Origin of the sequence: Occallatibacter sp. (genome assembly GCF_036502485.1) — a bacterium.
Classification (GTDB): Bacteria; Acidobacteriota; Terriglobia; order Terriglobales; family Acidobacteriaceae; genus Telmatobacter.
Genome location: NZ_DASXYM010000013.1, coordinates 1 through 17,233, shown reverse-complemented (window position 1 = coordinate 17,233; position 17,233 = coordinate 1). Strand labels below are relative to the sequence as shown.

Genomic DNA, 17,233 nt, shown 5'->3' with positions numbered 1-17,233 from the left:
GCTTCTCATGATCCCCCCGTCCGAGCGTGGCTCGCGACTGCCCATGGGGCGCGGGGGTCAGCGCGGGCCACATACATGCGGAATATCGTTTCACCTGGCCGGCTGCTCAGCAGCGCCACTCCTCCGCCGTGGTCAGCCGCAATGCTCTGGGTGAGGGTAAGTCCCAACCCGGAGCCCTTGTGTTTGCCCTCGCTCACGAACGGCTCGAACAAGGTGTCTCGGATGCCTGCGGGAACGCCCTCGCCATTATCTGCGACATCGATAGTAACGTCCTGCTCGTGTGCGGCTACGGAAATCGCTACTTGCGGGGGCGTGCCAGCACGACGAGGCGCCTGGCACCCGTTGAGCAACAAGTTATAGATAGCTCGCTCGATCTGCTTTGAGTCTGTCAAGACTTCAGTTTCCACAGCGCGGCCGGGATCCACAGAGAATGTCACTCCGATAGCGTCGGGATGAGCCCGCACAATGTTGACGGCCTTTTCAACAAGCGCTGAAATTGAATGCAGATTTCGCGCTCCCGCAGAGCCGGTTCGGCTGAACATCAGCAGCGACTCCAGCATCTCTGTCGTTCCGTTTACGGCGGTACGAATTTCGGCGAGGATTTCGTTACGTTCACACTCCGGCAGCGTTCCAGATGCGAGAAATTCCGAGTTGGCATAAACAGCGGCCAGGTAATGGCGGAGATCATGCGATACGGAACTTGCCATGCGCCCTATGGTCGCGAGGCGCTCTGACTCGAGAAGGGCCTGGTTAGCGTGAAGGATCTCTCGCCGCATGCTCCCAAAGGCTGCGCTCAGTTCACGCACCTCCCTCGTGCCACGATAGGGTAGCAAATGGCCGCTGTCGCCGCTACCAAAGGCCCGTACGCCTGCTGCGAGTTGCTCAAGAGGCCGCGTCATCAGCCTGGAGAGAACGAACATCAGGGCTGAGCCGAGCAGCAAGGCAAGCAATCCCGCGAACAGAACGAGCCGGTCCGTGTGCCGGATTGCGAGCTCTTCCTGATCGAGCGATTTCAATTCCACCAGGGCCAGAGCAGATTCGGTCGGTCCAAGTTGTCGCGAGACGGCGAGGAAATGCTCGCGACCGAGCGTGATGGTGTAAGGCTCCGAATTGGCTGCAGCCGGATGCGGCAGCATGGCAGCGATCTCTTTCTCGTGCCTGCCGGCAAGGGAACTGGCAATGAGCCGGCCGCCGCTCATGAATGCGACATCCACATTGGTTGCGCGGCTGAGATTCGCGAGGGCGGTGTGATCAAGTGCAAATCCGCTTACGACGTAGCCAAGCAGTGTGCCTTCCGTGCGGCTTCCAAAATAGAGGGGCTGTACCGAGCAGCCGAAGAGGCTGTCTCCGCTGACCAGATAAGACTCGCGCCTGGTGGCTACAAATCTGTGCAGATCGGCGCGGAATGAATCATCAGCAGTAGCTCCCGCCACGAAAGCAGCCATGATCTTACCGTTGCGATCGGCTACCGCAAACAGGTCGTTGCCGCTCACCTTCCAGAACTCCACGGCGCCATCGGCAATGGTCTGCTCATCGCTCGTCGTCATGAGCGCCTTCAGGGTCGGCAAGTCCGCCAGAAGCGCATTATCACGGTCCAGTGCGGCCATCCGCTGCGACCGTAGATTCTCAAAGGTTGCAACCGAATGAAGGAGGTCGGAGGACACGTTTTCAAGGATCAGGTTTCGGAGGGGCAGCCGAATCGCCAGCAAGCTCACAAGGGTGGTGCCGGTTGTGATGACGGCCATTGCAAGGATCAGCAGAACGCGGGTTCGGGTTCCCTGACTACCGCTCTGAGTACCTGGAACGTTTGCTGAACTTGATGAGAAAGCACTTCCCTGCGCCATCGACTTACGGTACGAACTTGTACCCTGCTCCATAAATAGTTAGCAGATGGCGCGGATTGGCCGGATCGGGTTCCAGCTTTTGCCGCAGCTTGAGCATCTGGTTGTCGACCGTCCGCGTGGTGGGATAGCAGTTATAGCCCCATACCTCATTCAGCAATTCTTCGCGGCTCAGAACCCGTTCGGCATTGTCAGTGAAGAACTTCAGGAGCTTGAATTCATGAGAAGTGAGTGTGACCGGCCGCCCGTTGCGTAGAACGGTCATCTTTTTAAAATCGACCTCGCATTCCGCAAAGCAGTAGGTCGTGGACGCGGTGGGCCGACGACGCCGCCGGATGGCAGCCTGCACGCGCGCCATCAGTTCGCGCGGGCTGAATGGTTTGGTGACGTAGTCGTCCGCGCCAAGCTCAAGCAGCAGCACCTTGTCTACGACCTCTGAAATGGCGCTAACCACGATGACGGGGGTTTCCGGCGAGATTGCCTTGAATTTCTGGCATAGTTCGCGGCCCGAGATGTGCGGAAGAATCAGGTCCAGCACAACCGCGATCGGGTTCCGGGCGCGGAATGAGTCCAGCGCAGTCTGCCCGTCCCCAGCACTCAGAACTTCATATTGTTCAGCGGAAAACATGCGCTGCAGTACGCGCTGCATGCGAGGGTCATCTTCCACGACAAGGATCGCCCCCAGGTCATGTGACAACACAGGCTGCCTTGCCTCAGGAGAGTCCATGTGAGTATCCGCAATCATGATCCCATTCTCCCGCGAACCTAGTTGAGCGAATTGGTTATCGAACAAAAATGACAATGCTCTTACATTCCGCCTGGCTGAACGTCGGGTACGTCAGCGCAACTTTATGTTCGAGTTGCCGTAGCATACCAGAAATCTGACACGCCGCAACAGGCCAATTTCGCATATAACTCGGCGTACTGCCGCCCGACGACGCGCGCCGAAAGCTGCGGAAACGGAATGGGAGCCGGCCTTGGCAGCGGCAGCACCTGACTGATCTTGTTCGCGTAGAGTGACGCCGGATCGCTGCCCGCGACCACATAGTGGCAGGCCTCGCCGCCGATCTCTCGAAAAGCGGGAATGTCCGAGCAAACCACGGGACAGCCTGCCAGCATGGCCTCTGCAACCGGAAGGCCGAAGCCCTCAGTCGTCGACGGGGCCAGGAGCAGCTTGCAGTGGCGATAGCACCACTGCAGTTCTGCGTCTGCCAGGCCGTTGAGGAAAAGTACATTCTGCTCGAGCTTCAGATGCCGCACCACATCGCGAATGTTCTGCGTCTCCGGGCCGGGAATACCTACGACCACGAGTTGCGAGGAGCGTGGGAGGATCCGGTTTTGGATCAGCGAATCAAGTATGCGGACCGCAAGCGCCACATTCTTATTGGCGCGATGCTGTGCGACGCAAAGCAGGAAGGTTCGGCCAGTTGAGATGGGGCCGAAGGCCTCGATCCGCAGTGATCGGTCAGGCTCAACCACATTGCAGATGGTGACCGCCACGGGAGCTTGCTCCGGGAACCACTTCTGAACGCTCAGCCGCGTGCTTTGAGATACGCATGCGAGGGCTTCGACGTTACGAACGCACCGGGCCATGATCGCTCGCGTTACGAAACTCTTCACGGCGCCGAAGTTCTCCGGAAGATCAAACGGGTACAGATCGTGCAGGCTCACCACCGTGGCGCAGCGGAATGCGCCGGCCCGCAGAGGCACAGGACAGGCGAAGTGCACAACGTCTGCTTCCAATTGCGCGGCGATATGGGGGAGTTCCCAGTAGTACCAGGCCAGCCGGCTCATTCCTCTGCCGCGCAACTCAACGAAGTGGGTATGAACCCGCGGATTATCCTCCCGGAAGGCGTGCCGGAACATTTCCTTCTGCCACGAACCGCAGATGAAGTGGACGTCCGAAATAGAGTCGCTCTGGAGAAGGGCGGTGACCAGATTTACCGCGTGGCGCGAAACTCCGTTCATCGCCGTAGGTGCTGTGAGGGCTGCGACGACGATCTTCATGCCATCACCTCGCCGGAGAGCGCGGAAATGGGCGCTTCCGGTGGAGACCTGCGCGGCGAACAGAACGCGAGATCCTGACGAGAGCTCCTCGCCACCAACAGGGAAACGGCGGTGATCAACCAAAGCGGCAACAGAAGATCGAAGGGTTCGGCCTCCGCAATTCCACGGACGGCGATGTAAATCATCAGCGACATAAGTATGCTCCGTTTGGAAACGTTGGCCAGCGCGCGGAATTGACGCCAGAGCGACGCGTACACCCCGATCAGCACGATCACTCCCGCACTTCCGTATGCGAAGAACTGCTGTAGCAATTCGTTCTCCGCGTGGCGGGCCTCAAACAGTTCGGCGCCAAAAGGAGGCGCCACCTTCCACATTGCATCGAGCCCATTTCCCAACACTGGCCTGTTCATTGCTGCGTTGAGGCTCCACGCCCAAATGGCCGTCCGTCCGGTGAGTGTCTCCGCTTGATTTCCCGCATTTCTATAGATGTCCATGTACGCCTCGGTGAGTCCCCAGAAGACGAGCGTCACGGCGATAGCACATGCCACGAGAAGTGTTTTGCTCCTTCGGCTCATGCCTCGATCGACGAGCAGGCGAAACGCCTGGCTGGCTACGAACGCCACCAGCGTGGACTTACTAAGACTTCTAAACAGTGTGACGGTCAAAAAGATCGTCGCGAGGCGCCATGTTCCCTGTCTGCGGAGACCCAGCCACAGGCACAGGAAGATGGCAAGCGCGCAGAGATTCCCAATCTGGTTTGTATTGAAGTATTCGAGATCGCCCAGCCTGAGATCCTCCGCCGCGGGAAGGATCCAGGCAATGGCGGCCAGAACGCACGAGCCCCAGACAAATCCCTTCATGATCGAGTGTGCAGCCCGCGCGGCGTCCGATCCGCGGAAGACAAGGAGCACCAGAATCACATCGTTTGTAAGTTCCAACCAATATATTGCCGAACTCGCCGGCGATGCGGCGGATGTCCACATGAGGCTGCACCCTGAAAGTACGAGAAAGGTTATGAGCCACCGAAATGGAGCAACTTTCCAGATCCAGCGCATTGGCTGTGCCGAGGGACCAAAACCCTGAACCACCGCGATGAGAAGCAAGGCAGCGCTGCATGCAAACGTAAAAGCGACGCCGGGCTCCGTCCCCATATTGAGCCACCGGGAAGCGATGAAAACCGCGATCGTGCGAAACGCGAAGAAGAATCCTGCAGTCCATGCGAGGGCGCATTCTGACCCGCTCGCGCAGGTCTCCGAGGGCCCGGACCACTGTAAGCGCTCCGCGCACCGTTTCAAACTCGTCAATCGCGTGGTCTCGTTCATGCCGCTCTCCTGAGCAGCCCCACGCACCTGTTAATTGCGCCGGTGATGGAGTGTGCCACTTCACGCGCGAGAGTTGACCGCGAATCTGCAGGGTCAACTCCGCGCCAATGCTCCCTCGCGATCAGGAAGGCCGAAGAGAGAAGCAGCGTCAGGAGCGTGAGAGAGAGCGTTAGAACCGCCCTTGGAGGGAACGACTTCTTTTCGGGAACTCCGGGCGCATCGATCACATTGACGGCTGGTACATCCTTCGCTTCCTGAATGCGCGCTATTTCATACTGCTGGGTGAGCAGGTCATAGACTGTTTCCTGCACGCGGACTTCGCGATAGAGGTCTGCATACGGAACCGCCAGCCTCGGAACCTGCCGTAGAGGCAGATAGGGCTCTTGTCCGCCGCGGATAGAGCCCTGAACTTCTCCCGATTGCCCTTTCGGGAAATCCTGCAGCGGAGCAGCCGACCCGCCCATCTTCTCCAACTCCCGCTTGAGCATCGCAACGCGCACTTCGGCTGCGCGTACTCGTACGTTTGCATCGCCGTATACCTGCTGCAGTGAGCCGAGCTCACCCTGGGCCATGATCAACTCACCCTCGACTCTGCCCTCAGACTGAACGGTCACACGGGTCTGCTCAGGGAGGTCGATGGTGGAATGCGTGGAAGCGAATTCGCTCATGGCCTGTTGCGCGCGTTCAAGGTGCGCCTTGACGCTACCCAGTCTCGCCTCAATAAATAGGCGCTCCTGATGCGCCGAGGAATTGTTTGTGCGGGTCACAACGGCATTCAGTTCGTTCAGGTATGCCAGCACCATGTCGCGGGCGCGCACGGGATCATGATCGGTCACTGAAATCGTGATCACTCCGCTCTTTTTATCCTGCGCAATGGACGTTCTGCGCGCCAGTACCTTGGCTGCGTCGACACGATAGCGTTTGCGGTAGACGTGCTGAAGTTGGAACTGGTCGATCACCTTTCCGGTGGCAGAACTGCTTTGCAGCAGGTCAATGAAAAGCGCGCCCGTGTTATGTCCGCCCATGAGGCTGGCCGCCAGGCCGCCGAGCAATCCACCGTCAAGAGATCGGCCTGCCAACGCGGCGAGCAGCGCCGAATTTGAGGAACCATTCTCCGGCGGCATGATGCGCGCTTGGGAGACATAGCTTTTTGGAATCAGCATCACAACGATGAGGTTGACAAAGAACGCGACCAGGACAACCCGCATGAGCAGCTTGCGATGGTTCCACACGATCCGCAGATTATGGACCCAATTCGGCGTTGCCGATTGCAGGAGGGCCAGGTCTGCTTCACGCTCCGCCACGAGGAGCATCGAGTCCGTCTCCATAGCCATACTCATCTACAGTCCTGCCACAGATGCAGCGATAGTGATGGATGCTGCCACTTGTGCGGTGGCGAGCAGATTGCGCCACCAGATCGAGGGGCCCTGAATCTTCTGCGGTACGACTACCGTATCCCCGGCCTCAAGCCTGGTGGAGACAACGTCATGCTCGCTCCACGAAGACGAATTCCGGCCTATTACTTCGCCGTTCACGCGAACGATGAAAATGTGCTTGCGGTCAGCAATCTGGGTGGCGCCGCCGGCTTTTTTCAGATACCACTCGGCGGTCTGATGCGGTGTGTAGGTGATTGCGGATGTGTTGTATACCTGTCCGCTAACCAGCACGAAGCCGGGTCTCTTCGGGATCTTCAACACATCGCCTCGCCTCACCTCGATGTCTGCGGCTGTTCCCGCCCAACTGTCGATATCCTGGGCGATGTGAATGACAAGCCTTCCCGCGGAGGGCCTGCTCTTCAGCTGTGCAAGTACCTGGTCCTGCTGTTGTTGTATTGACTGCAGTGTTGCCCCTTGATCTGTGGTAAGGCCGCGAGCGGAAAGCCGCGCCGCCGCAGAACTTGTTTCAATCTGCCGAATCAGTTCCTGCCGGCTCTTTTCTTCCAGGGCCGCAACCTCGGGCCGGGTGAGTACCGCTCCCTCCGGATAGGCTGTATCGCGGAACCCGTCCGCTCGCCTCAGTACATCGCTGAGGTGTTCGCCTTCCTGGAAGCCATAATCGCCGGGATGCCCCACCTCACCATCGATAGTGATTGAAGCGCCGATGTCATTCCACCCACTGATCTGATGCACAGTGAGCACGTCGCCTGACTTCAAGCGGATGTCTGCCGCGCGATCATCTTGTATCACCACGGATCCAATCGGCACGTCACGGCGACTGACAGAGATGCGGGACCCGTTCATCACCTGATAGCTGGTTAGATCTGCCCGGCTGAGCAGCGCGTCGCGTTTAAATCCTCCGGCTGCGCGGACCAACTGGGCCGCGGTCATACCTTCAAACATCGGATAGTCCCCAGGCCTTTGCACCTCTCCGCGAACGCTGACAAGGGGGGCGTCGTGTTCATATCGTCCGAACACACGGACGGTATCGAAGGGCTGCAACGTCAGAGTGGAGTTCCCTATCAGCGCATCGGCAATGCTGAACTCGATGGTTTCGGGGTGCAGGTCCGGGGCAACCAGCCGCACAAGCTCGCCATTATCTGCGGGCTCGGGGAGCATGTCAGCGTAACTTGTAAGAACGTCGGACAGACGCATGTTGTCGCGAAAGGCAATCCTGCCCGGACGCGCGACATGTCCCTGGACGTACACGACGCGCTCATTCACCGGAAGCACGGTGGGCACATGGACGCGATCGCCATCCTTGATTTCGAAGCGCCCGAGTTCTGCCTGCGTGAGGGGCGGCGTGTCATGGGAACCTGCATTTAGCCCGAGCACCTGTCGTCCCAGACCAGGCAGAACGCGGGCCACCGTAATCTGACCAGGAGCGGCGGCGGCGGTCAGGCCTCCAGCTTCCTCCAGGACATCCGCGAGGCTTCTCTCACTGCGCAGTTCGTAAATTGCAGGCCGCCTCACCGCACCGAACACGGCAACCTGAGGACCGGCTGGAGGAATCAGCAGCGTGTCGCCGCTCTGCAGCCGTTCTGTTTCCGCCCTGACGCCGTGCAGCATGAAGTCGTAAAGATCGACTTCACCAATCATCTTCTTGTCGCGATAGTGCCGGAGTACGCGCAGTGATCCCACGGCCGTAGGCCCCCCGGCCGCATAGAGCGCGCTCACCACGGATGCCATGGAGCTGATCTCGTACGAGCCGGGCCTCTGAACATCACCTACAACAAAGATCCGGATCGTGCGAATACGCGCCACTGTGACGGCGACGTGCGCATCACGATACTGCGTTCGCAGAGCTTCCTCGATCACCGACTGAGCCCGTTCCATAGACAATCCCGCGACCTGCACCAGGCCGGCTTCGAGCAGCGCAACGCCTCCCTCACGATTGACAACGCGCAGCAGATTCTGCGAAACACCGCCCCACATGCTGATGCTCAGTTGGTCTCCGGGGCCAAGTACATAGTCGGGGCCGACCGGGATGTCCAAACGGCTTCCTCCATCGTCGGACGACAAGCCCCCGGAGCGATGCGTGCCGCGCGAGATAAAAACATCCGATCCGAACCGCTCGAGCTTTTCAGGAGAATCAGGAACCTGCTGATACAGGTCGCGGAGAGAACGCAGGTTATAGGGTGTGGGGCGGTGCAGTACTTCAGGGCCGTCGGTTACATTACGGGGAGGAGTCGAATTCCTGGGCTCCGTTGTTTGAACCTCGTCTGAGAACTCTTGCCTTCCCAGTGTCTGCCTGGGCGTGACTCCCACGACGGGCGACTGCATGATCGACTCGGCCTCCATGGCAGTTCCGGGATCGCCCTGCCGCAAGCTTTCCACCAGGTTGTTCCGCGCCCGTGTTGAAGCATCCTGAACCTGCTCTTCCGTGATGTATCCCCGGGAAAGCAAAGAACGCGTGAGGATTCCACGCAACTCGGCCCTTGTTTCGATTGCGTTATAGACTTGCTCGTCTGTTATCGCGTCGGGTGCGACAGAAGCTCCTTGCTGCTGCAGGAAATCCGCTACGACCCCTTTACACTCCACCATGACCGCCGGATCATTTTGCAACAGCTCGATCAGATCGGTCGCGGGCATGACTGCGATGCCAACCTTATCCTCCCGTATGCCCTCCGCGTTCGCATCTGAAGGCAGCGAAGATTCTTTCGTAGCCGGCGCTGGCGGCCCTGACCCAGGGACGGACTGCGCATGAATCTGAGAGCCAACGATCGACAACCCCGCGAAGGCCAGCAGCGATAAAGAACCAGCGCGCCTGATAGCGCGAGCAGCGCCGGATTTCTCCGGTCGCTGATCAGGCAATGTGGCCACCGCCCGTCTCCAGCGCACGAACTCGATACCGAAGACGATCCCCTCAATCAAATGGAAGCGCAGGCGCCGCCAGAAATACGAAGCCTCTATCGTGTAGCGGCGCGCTCGAGAGCGAAGACTCTCGTTAGCCTGCGGCTTGGTAATCAGAGCAGGCAGGCAGGAAGGGAAAAGAATAGTCCGCATGCTTATTTCATGCGAAGCCACGGCAAGCTGGTTCCGCAGCAGCCCGTAGTACTTGTTTCCGACGGAGTCAGACAACAACACACGATCGGCAAAACGGACCAGCCATAATCTGACTCGCTGCGGCAGGTTTTGTTCGCTCCACCGCTCCGTCAAGTTGGCCTGAATTGGCCCGAAGAAGCGGCTCGACAGCCACAATGCTACGCCCATCGCGACGTTTCCATTTGGCGCTTTCGCGGCATTCCCCTCAACTTCGCGCCAGAATGCGAGATCCGCTTGCCGTGCCTGAACGTGATTCCGGAATTCGAGAATCCAAGCGATCCGTGTGTGCTCTCCGCAAAGATGCTTCAACACGTGGGCGGCCTGCTGCACCAGAATGTCGGCCGGCGAGAGGCTCGCAATTGGCACGCCTTCAATCTCCCGCACCTGCCTGCGCGCCAGTGTGTCCAAGGCACCCTCTGCGACGTGTAACTCGAGCGCCCGCTGCGAGTGTACTGAATAGATTTTCATCACATCAGGCCTTCCGCATATGCCCGCCCGAAACTCCAACGTCGATCCGGTATTCGCGTGCAGGTGATATCCAAGGCGGCTGATGAAATGGCGCGCAATCGGTATGCTCTGGCGTGCCACCAGGAAATCAAGATCGGTCTGCGAACGAAGGGCGGGATTTGGAACGGAGTCCGGTACAAGCGTAACTCCTTTCAGCAACGCATAGGGAACCTCCGCCTCCTGAAGCCATTTGCACAATATTGCCGCTTCTCTGAGCAGCGACCAAGTTCGATCCGTGTTGTGCCCCAGTCGATCTTCGAGCGAGGTCAGCACGGAGGGCGGCACTACTGCCTCCGCATGCGCGGTGCGGACGCGCTCAAGCAGGTAAAGAGCCAATCCGCTGACGTCGAGCCACCACATCACCGCCTGCCAATCGCGCTCGTCATGGCCATCCAGCAATCGGAAGACCTCCTCGACTGGCTGAGCAAACGTGGCAATGATCGCTCGCTTCAATTGCATGCCGCGCTCGTATTTGCGCTTCCAGATCAGTTTTCGCAACATGTGCATGGCGTCTCAGTGGCCATATATTTCAGGTTCGCCGACGCTTCCCGCAGGCGGCAGGTGACGAAGATAGATCACGATCGACCAGATCTCGTCGTCACTCAGAATTCCCTTCGATCCGGGCATTCCTGACGGCCAGATGCCATAGTCGATGACCCATTTCAGCTGACCGTCTGTGTATTGCTGCACTTCCTTCGAAGCCAATGACGGAACGGGGGGAGACATGCGATCCGCGAACGGCACTCCTGTGTTTTGGCCGTCGAGGCCGTGACAGACTACACAATAGTGGCCGAATGCCTCTTTCCCGTCGGCAACAGTCTTCGGGGTCGCGCCCAAAGGGTTCTTCTGTTTCTTGTTGCCCGCTACGAAGTGATGTTTCATGGTCCACACAGCTTTCGTTTCTGCTTTCCCCGGTGAGCTTGCCTTGCAACCGCATAAAGCAAGTCCACTCAGGACCAGAGTTGCCCAGCCTGCCCGGCCCATTCAATCCACCACACGAAGCGTGAGTGTCATCGTGCCGTGGCCGGATCCGCAGAACACAGAGCAATGGCCTACAAAGTCACCAACCTTGTCAGGCGTGAACTGGATCTGCGTGGAGCCTCCCCGTGGGACCTTGATCTCAATTCCCAATTCCCGGATCCGGAGCCCGTGGGCGACATCGGCGCTCTTGAGCACGAGTACGACTGGCTGTCCCTTTCTGAGAACGATGACGCCAGGATCAAAGGTGTAGCGATGGGCAGTGACCTCCACGTGCCTGGGACTTTCTGCCGCAGCCCAGGTTTTCTGAACGGAGCCCAATGAAGCCGTCAGTGCACACGATAGGACAAATAGACCTGTAATCTTTTCCATGATTCTCCTCAGCCTTCAGCAGCAGGGTCCCTGCTACATCAAGTTGAACGTGAACCCACAGTAGATCGCGCTCTCGTTCAGGTGTGTCATGTGTGTGTCATGAGATTGTCAGGGCATTGTTGCTCTTGTATTCAAACCAGTTGCAGCATTTTGAAGCGCGCTGGTCTGCCCTGCCCCTGAGTGACAATCGCATTACATTCGCAAGACGCGTTCCTGACACCTGTGCTCGCCTTCCGAGCGATGCTAAACGCATGTTTCGCACGCAAACGCTCCGTCGGCGATATACAAGCTGCAGGACCTCCTGGTTTGTCGGGGGGGCTGCTCTCTTGTTTCTGGCCCCGATCGTTATAGCTCAGGACACCCCGCTCATCTCAGGCGGCACTGGGTTTGTAACCAGCACCAAGGGCGGTAACACGACTTATTTGCCCGTCATCTCGCCTCTGCTTGCGGCGCCACTCGGGAGCCATGTGCTGGTGGAGAGCCGCGCCACGATTCTGCAGTCATGGTTTCCGAAAGGCGGGGGCCAGCCGGGTTACCAGCGTGACACTTTTCTGGGGCTCGATTTTTTGCAGGCCGACATCCTGGCGGGCAGGCACACGACGGTCGTAGCAGGACAGTTCCTGATTCCCTTCGCAACTTACAATGAGCGCCTGACGCCCATCTGGATCAGCAACTTTGAAGACGCTCCCCTCATTTACAGCATCGGTACCATGGGGACTTCCCACGGGGTGGGCGGGATGCTGCGCGGTTCTGCGGCATCGAACGCGAGCGCCAATCTCGACTACGCTGCCTACTTCTCCGCCGCAAGCACCAACGAGCAGTTCAATGCGCAGCGTTCCGCCGGTGGACGCGTCAGCCTCTATATACCTTCTGTGCGGCTTGAGGTCGGCGCGTCGTTCAATCGCCTCCTGCAGGGCACGCGAGAGAACTTCGGCGGTGTGCACCTGTGGTGGGAACCCGCGAACTCTTCATTCCGCCTGCGTTCAGAGTTTGCAAGCGGCGAACACGCTCGCGGCTATTGGATAGAGTCCGGCTACCGCCTCAACCGTTTCGGGGGAGGCACTTTCCTCTCAGGCTTTGAACCGCTGTTTCGCATGCAGCAAACATTTCGCAGTTCGCCCGGAACTAACGACGGCTTGCCCACTGCGGACACTCAGCGGGCCGATTTCGGCCTTGACTACCATCTTCCGCACGAGGTCCGGATCAATTCCAGTTACTCTCGCGAGTTCTCCTCGGACGGGAATCGCAATATCTGGCAAACCGGGATCATATACAGATTCCTGTTTCCTGCATGGAGGACGAAATGAGCCCAAGCACTCGAGTGTTGCTCCCGCTCGGCGCGATTCTGGCGCTGTTGCCCCTTGTCGCTCAGGGGCGCTCGCCCCAGCGTCAAGCAACCAGCCCTGAAGAGCACCAGGCGACAACGAAGCAGCAACAATCCCGTGGCGAACGCGTATTCAATCAGAATTGCGCTCGCTGCCATGACGCGCCCCAGAACTTCCCTCCACAGATTTCGGGAACCATCGTTCGTCACATGCGGGTTCGCGCCTCCTTGAGTTCACAGGACGAGAAGGCGCTCATCCAATTTATGAATCCATAGCAAAGGGTCGGCAATTGACCCGGCGGATCGGCCCCAACAGAACAACCAAAAGCGAGAGAGACATGAACCTCAGAGGGAAACGGGTACTTATTTGCGGAGCGGGAGGTTTCATCGGCGGTCATCTAGTCAGAAATCTTCTCGATGCTGGCGCGGCCTCGGTCCGGGCAGTGGATGTGAAGCCGAAGTCAGAATGGCATCAGGTCTTCTCCAGCGCCGAGAATCTCATTCTCGATCTCCGTGATGTCAGCAACTGCGCGGCAGCGGTGCGAGGTTATTCAGTCGTGTTCCAGCTCGCCGCGAATATGGGGGGCATGGGCTTCATTGAAAGCAACAAAGCCCGCTGTATGTTGAACGTTCTGGTGAATACTCATATGCTTCTCGCTGCGTGCGAGTCCGGAGTCGAGCGATTCTTTTATTCGTCTTCCGCGTGCGTGTACAACCAGCAGAAACAATCGTCTCCTGAAGTCATCCCTCTGCGGGAGGAAGATGCATACCCCGCAATGCCAGAGGATGGCTATGGATGGGAGAAACTTTTCAGTGAAAGAATGTGCCGGCATTTCGAAGAGGATTTCGGGCTCAAGTGCCGCGTCGCACGATATCACAACGTGTATGGGCCGTTCGGCACCTGGAATGGCGGGCGGGAAAAGGCTCCTGCTGCAATCTGCCGAAAGGTCATCGAAGCCAAGCTTTCCGGTCGCCACGACATCGAGATTTGGGGGGATGGCTTGCAGACGCGCAGCTTTATGTATGTTGACGACTGCATCGTAGGCACGAGGCTCATCTGTGAAAGCGATGTTGCTGAGCCTTTGAATCTTGGATCGAGTGAGCTCGTCACCATCGATCAGTTGGTCTCCATGGTGGAAGAAATCGCAGGCATCAGGCTACGTCGGCATTACAACCTGAATGCTCCCCGAGGAGTGTGCGGTCGAAACAGCGACAATACGCGGATCCGTCACGAGCTCAACTGGGAACCGTCGCTGCCCCTGCGCGAAGGTATGGCGCGCACCTATCGCTGGATTGCAGAGGAAATGGCACGCACCTGCAGAGTGCCGGTAGCTGCTCTCTCCAAAGACCGCTATGTCATCGCCTGATGCAGTGGTTGCACTCGCGAACGGACACGCTGCGCAGGATGCAGCGCCACCAAGCCGACCCGCTCAGTTAAGCGCATGGTCTGCGTCCCGAGCAAAGCGGCTGTTCGATGTGGCGGCCGTCTGCGCTCTCGCACCTCTGTTGTGCCCCCTGCTGCTGATCATTGCTGCGGCTGTTCGGTTATCGTCGCCCGGCGGCGCCATTTTCCGGCAGACCCGCATTGGTTCTCACGGCAGACCGTTCACGATACTGAAGTTCCGAACTATGGTCGAGGCAACCTCCGACGAAGAGCCTGGACTCGCCTGCGCGTCCGCTGGACGAATCACAGCCGTGGGCCTCATGCTTCGCAAATTTAAAGTAGACGAACTTCCCCAAGTCATCAATGTACTGCGCGGTGATATGAGCCTTGTCGGTCCCCGGCCCCGCATCGCCGCTCAGCAACTCGGCACCTTTCCATGCCGGCCCGGAATCACCGGAGTCGCAACTCTCGCCTTTGCCCGCGAGGACATCCTGCTTGCCAGACTTCCACCAGAAGGCTTGGCGCATGTCTACCACGATCACATCATGCCCGCAAAACACCGCCTCGACTCCGACTACATGGCCGGAGCGACTTTGCTTTCTGATGTGCAGATCCTGGTGCGCACCGTTCTGGGATGCTGGCGAGTTCCCGGTGTGCTCCAACCTTCAGACCTACCCGCCGTACATTTAGCTTCCCGCAGCGAGGTAATTTGCCGCGGCGAAGCCGTGTGATTGCTGAACTGCGTACACTACGGCTGGTTTTCACACCGGCTTGTCGCGGCCAAGCGCGACGATGTGTCACGGTGACCGATACGTTGCAAGTGTCCCCCGGCCGTGAACGCGTGACACCTTGAGCGAGCACCGTTAAGGCTCCCCGAAGAGCTACCCGCCCCGCACATGCTGTATCAGGGCAACACGCGCGCTTCGCTCGCATGTTTGCAGGCTGTGTAACTCTTCGCAACCAGGCGCACCTCCGCGCCGACGGAGCCACCGTGGAACTTCCCCTGATTGAACGGATGCAGGATTCCGCGACCGCGTTTTTCCCTGCGCCGGCGTCAGAAGCTTGTGACGCACGATCCCCGTGAGGCCATCCTTGGACTACGCATCGACCGGACACCCGTCATACAGGTGGGCTCCAGGCAGTGATTGCAACCGATGGAGAGATAGTGGCGCTGCGTGAAGGGATACGAACCGCCTTCGATCTCGCCCACCCGTCTCCACAGGATGTCAGCCGGGTTCCCGTTCTGTTCATTACAGGCCACCACGCAGCATTTGCAACCGATGCACTGCGTCATGTCGAAATGAAACCGGTACTGCTCGCCGGGTCTTGGCAACGGGATGCCGAAATCAGGCGATGCCGCTCCGCAAAACGCATCTCCATCCGCATTGCGCACACTTTCCTTTGCGAGTTGGTCAACTTCCTGCAAGGAATTCATCGTCTGGCACAGAATGCGCGCTTTATCCGCGCCAAGCGCCAGCCGCACCCTGATTTCCAGTTGCCCCGCATTAAAACTGGCCATCAGGAGATTGCCCAGGTGGCGTACGCCAGCAGCACCACCAGCCCGGAGAGCGCATCAACATCTCGATTAGCTTCTGCAGGTCATCGGCAGAGAGATTCTGGCCTCGGCTCCCGTCACGCAGCAGCAGTCTGGGTTCCTGGCTGTCGCTTGTCACAGCCAGCGTTGCGCACCGCCGCTTTGGGCGTGACGTTCAACGCTGCCTGCGCCCTCGCAGCGGGAATGCCGGGCTTCCCGCGTCCCATCATCAGCACCCACCACAGGTCCTTGCTGGCTTCTTTGCTCTCTGAGCGCATAATCATCCTGTTTTTGAGGTAGACGATCTACAGCTATAGCAGTAGGATGTCTACATCCCTATGGCTGAGGCTGACAAGTACAAGAATCGTATCGAACTATTGCAGGGAACCCTGGATATGCTCATCTTGCAGGCGCTGCAGCGTGAGTCCATGCACGGGTATGCCATCGCACAAACAATACGCAGCCGGTCCCGCGAAGTGCTGCAGGTGGAGACGGGCTCGCTGTACCCGGCGCTGCATCGTCTGGAACGGCAGAAGTGGGTCAAGTCGGAATGGAAGCTCACCGGGAGCAAGCAGCGCGCGAAGTACTACCAGCTCACGGCGCTCGGGAAGAAGCAACTGGTAATTGACCACCGGCGGTGGCTGCGACTGATCCGCGCAATCGGCGCTGTGATGAAGCCGGAAGCGCAGCCATGAGGTGCTGGCCGTGGGAGCAGGCGAAGGAGCACCTGTCACAGGAGCTTGAATCTCACCTCAAGATGGCAATCGCCGAGCGCATTTCCCGTGGTGAAGAGCCGGCTAAGGCCCGAACCGCAGCGTTGCGGGAACTCGGTAATGTGCCTCTGATCGAGGATGTGACGCGCGAGCGCTGGGGATGGATGTGGGCGGAAAACCTCCTCCATGATCTGCGGTATGCGCTACGTCAGCTTCACCGACAGCCCGCGTTTACAGGCGCGGCGGTGCTGACCCTGGCCTTTGGCATCGGAGCCAATCTTGGCGTGTTCCAACTGCTGCACGCGGTGATTCTGGCGCAGTTACCAGTTCCTCATCCGGAAGAGCTTGTAAGAATTCATGCCGCGCGCAGTCCCTTCGATCAAAGCTGGCAGGTGTCTTATCCCGCATACCTGCGCCTGCGTGCAGCCACTCCCGATGTTCCCCTGATCGCGACTGCTTATGCGCAAGCCGCCATACTCAATTTTCCGGATCGCGCGTCGATCAGCGCTTCGTGCAGGCTTGTTTCCGGCAACTACTTCAGCGGGCTTGGTGTCACTCCGGCTGCGGGGCGCTTATTCGTTCCTGCCGATGAACGCATCCGGCAGGACGAGTGGCCTGCGGTTCTCCGATGCCGACCATGTAATCGGAGCGCCAAAATGCACATCGCTTCGCCACTCGACTCGCTCATTGCGTGACAAACCTGCGGCGTCAGATAACTCACAGTGCAGCTTCAACAGCGATTACTTAACGCCAACTTCGCCAGTGGAACT

At 58.8% G+C, this 17,233-nt stretch carries 15 protein-coding genes; 7 read left to right on the top strand and 8 right to left on the bottom strand.

What is annotated here, in order from left to right; all coding sequences use genetic code 11:
• Nucleotides 1–5 precede the first annotated feature (5 nt).
• The 8 genes from VGL22_RS02445 to VGL22_RS02410 form a co-directional block, all read right to left on the bottom strand.
• Nucleotides 6–1,745, bottom strand: a complete 1,740-nt coding sequence (locus VGL22_RS02445; RefSeq protein WP_465265288.1) for a sensor histidine kinase — start codon at nt 1,743–1,745, stop codon at nt 6–8.
• 103 nt (nt 1,746–1,848) lie between these two features.
• Nucleotides 1,849–2,586 carry a response regulator transcription factor gene (locus VGL22_RS02440; protein WP_465265287.1) on the bottom strand — a complete coding sequence of 246 codons (738 nt, stop codon included), beginning with the start codon at nt 2,584–2,586 and terminating at the stop codon, nt 1,849–1,851.
• A 104-nt stretch (nt 2,587–2,690) separates the two neighbouring features.
• Nucleotides 2,691–3,848, bottom strand: a complete 1,158-nt coding sequence (locus VGL22_RS02435) for a glycosyltransferase family 4 protein (protein WP_465265286.1) — start codon at nt 3,846–3,848, stop codon at nt 2,691–2,693.
• The gene (locus VGL22_RS02430) at nt 3,845–4,786 is read right to left on the bottom strand and encodes an O-antigen ligase family protein (RefSeq protein WP_465265285.1); all 942 of its coding nucleotides are present in this window, start codon (nt 4,784–4,786) and stop codon (nt 3,845–3,847) included. Before VGL22_RS02430 ends, VGL22_RS02435 begins: the two co-directional genes overlap by 4 nt.
• 380 nt (nt 4,787–5,166) lie before the next feature.
• The gene (locus VGL22_RS02425) at nt 5,167–6,498 is read right to left on the bottom strand and encodes a GumC family protein (RefSeq protein WP_465265284.1); all 1,332 of its coding nucleotides are present in this window, start codon (nt 6,496–6,498) and stop codon (nt 5,167–5,169) included.
• A 12-nt stretch (nt 6,499–6,510) separates the two neighbouring features.
• The gene (locus VGL22_RS02420; RefSeq protein WP_465265283.1) at nt 6,511–10,659 is read right to left on the bottom strand and encodes an SLBB domain-containing protein; all 4,149 of its coding nucleotides are present in this window, start codon (nt 10,657–10,659) and stop codon (nt 6,511–6,513) included.
• 12 nt (nt 10,660–10,671) lie between these two features.
• Entirely contained in the window at nt 10,672–11,040 is a 369-nt protein-coding gene (locus VGL22_RS02415) for a c-type cytochrome (protein ID WP_465265282.1), read from the bottom strand.
• A gap of 102 nt (nt 11,041–11,142) precedes the next feature.
• Nucleotides 11,143–11,508 carry a cupredoxin domain-containing protein gene (locus tag VGL22_RS02410; protein ID WP_465265281.1) on the bottom strand — a complete coding sequence of 122 codons (366 nt, stop codon included), beginning with the start codon at nt 11,506–11,508 and terminating at the stop codon, nt 11,143–11,145.
• Between the two features lie 326 nt (nt 11,509–11,834).
• On the opposite strand from VGL22_RS02410, the gene VGL22_RS02405 reads away from it, so the two are divergent.
• The 7 genes from VGL22_RS02405 (at nt 11,835) to VGL22_RS02375 (ending at nt 17,158) form a co-directional block, all read left to right on the top strand.
• On the top strand, nt 11,835–12,815 hold the full coding sequence (locus tag VGL22_RS02405; protein ID WP_465265280.1) for a hypothetical protein: 981 nt from the start codon (nt 11,835–11,837) through the stop codon (nt 12,813–12,815).
• The gene (locus VGL22_RS02400) at nt 12,812–13,108 is read left to right on the top strand and encodes a cytochrome c (protein WP_465265279.1); all 297 of its coding nucleotides are present in this window, start codon (nt 12,812–12,814) and stop codon (nt 13,106–13,108) included. Before VGL22_RS02405 ends, VGL22_RS02400 begins: the two co-directional genes overlap by 4 nt.
• A gap of 62 nt (nt 13,109–13,170) precedes the next feature.
• Nucleotides 13,171–14,199, top strand: a complete 1,029-nt coding sequence (locus VGL22_RS02395; RefSeq protein ID WP_465265278.1) for an NAD-dependent epimerase/dehydratase family protein — start codon at nt 13,171–13,173, stop codon at nt 14,197–14,199.
• A complete protein-coding gene (locus VGL22_RS02390; RefSeq protein WP_465265277.1) occupies nt 14,186–14,947 on the top strand; it encodes a sugar transferase in 762 nt (253 codons plus the stop codon). Before VGL22_RS02395 ends, VGL22_RS02390 begins: the two co-directional genes overlap by 14 nt.
• Nucleotides 14,948–15,381: 434 nt before the next feature.
• The gene (locus tag VGL22_RS02385; RefSeq protein WP_465265276.1) at nt 15,382–16,050 is read left to right on the top strand and encodes a hypothetical protein; all 669 of its coding nucleotides are present in this window, start codon (nt 15,382–15,384) and stop codon (nt 16,048–16,050) included.
• A 38-nt stretch (nt 16,051–16,088) separates the two neighbouring features.
• Nucleotides 16,089–16,445: a PadR family transcriptional regulator gene (locus VGL22_RS02380; protein WP_465265275.1), complete on the top strand. Its 357-nt coding sequence runs from the start codon at nt 16,089–16,091 to the stop codon at nt 16,443–16,445.
• Nucleotides 16,442–17,158, top strand: a complete 717-nt coding sequence (locus VGL22_RS02375) for a permease prefix domain 1-containing protein (protein WP_465265274.1) — start codon at nt 16,442–16,444, stop codon at nt 17,156–17,158. The genes VGL22_RS02380 and VGL22_RS02375 overlap by 4 nt, the downstream gene beginning before the upstream one ends.
• Nucleotides 17,159–17,233: the final 75 nt, after the last annotated feature.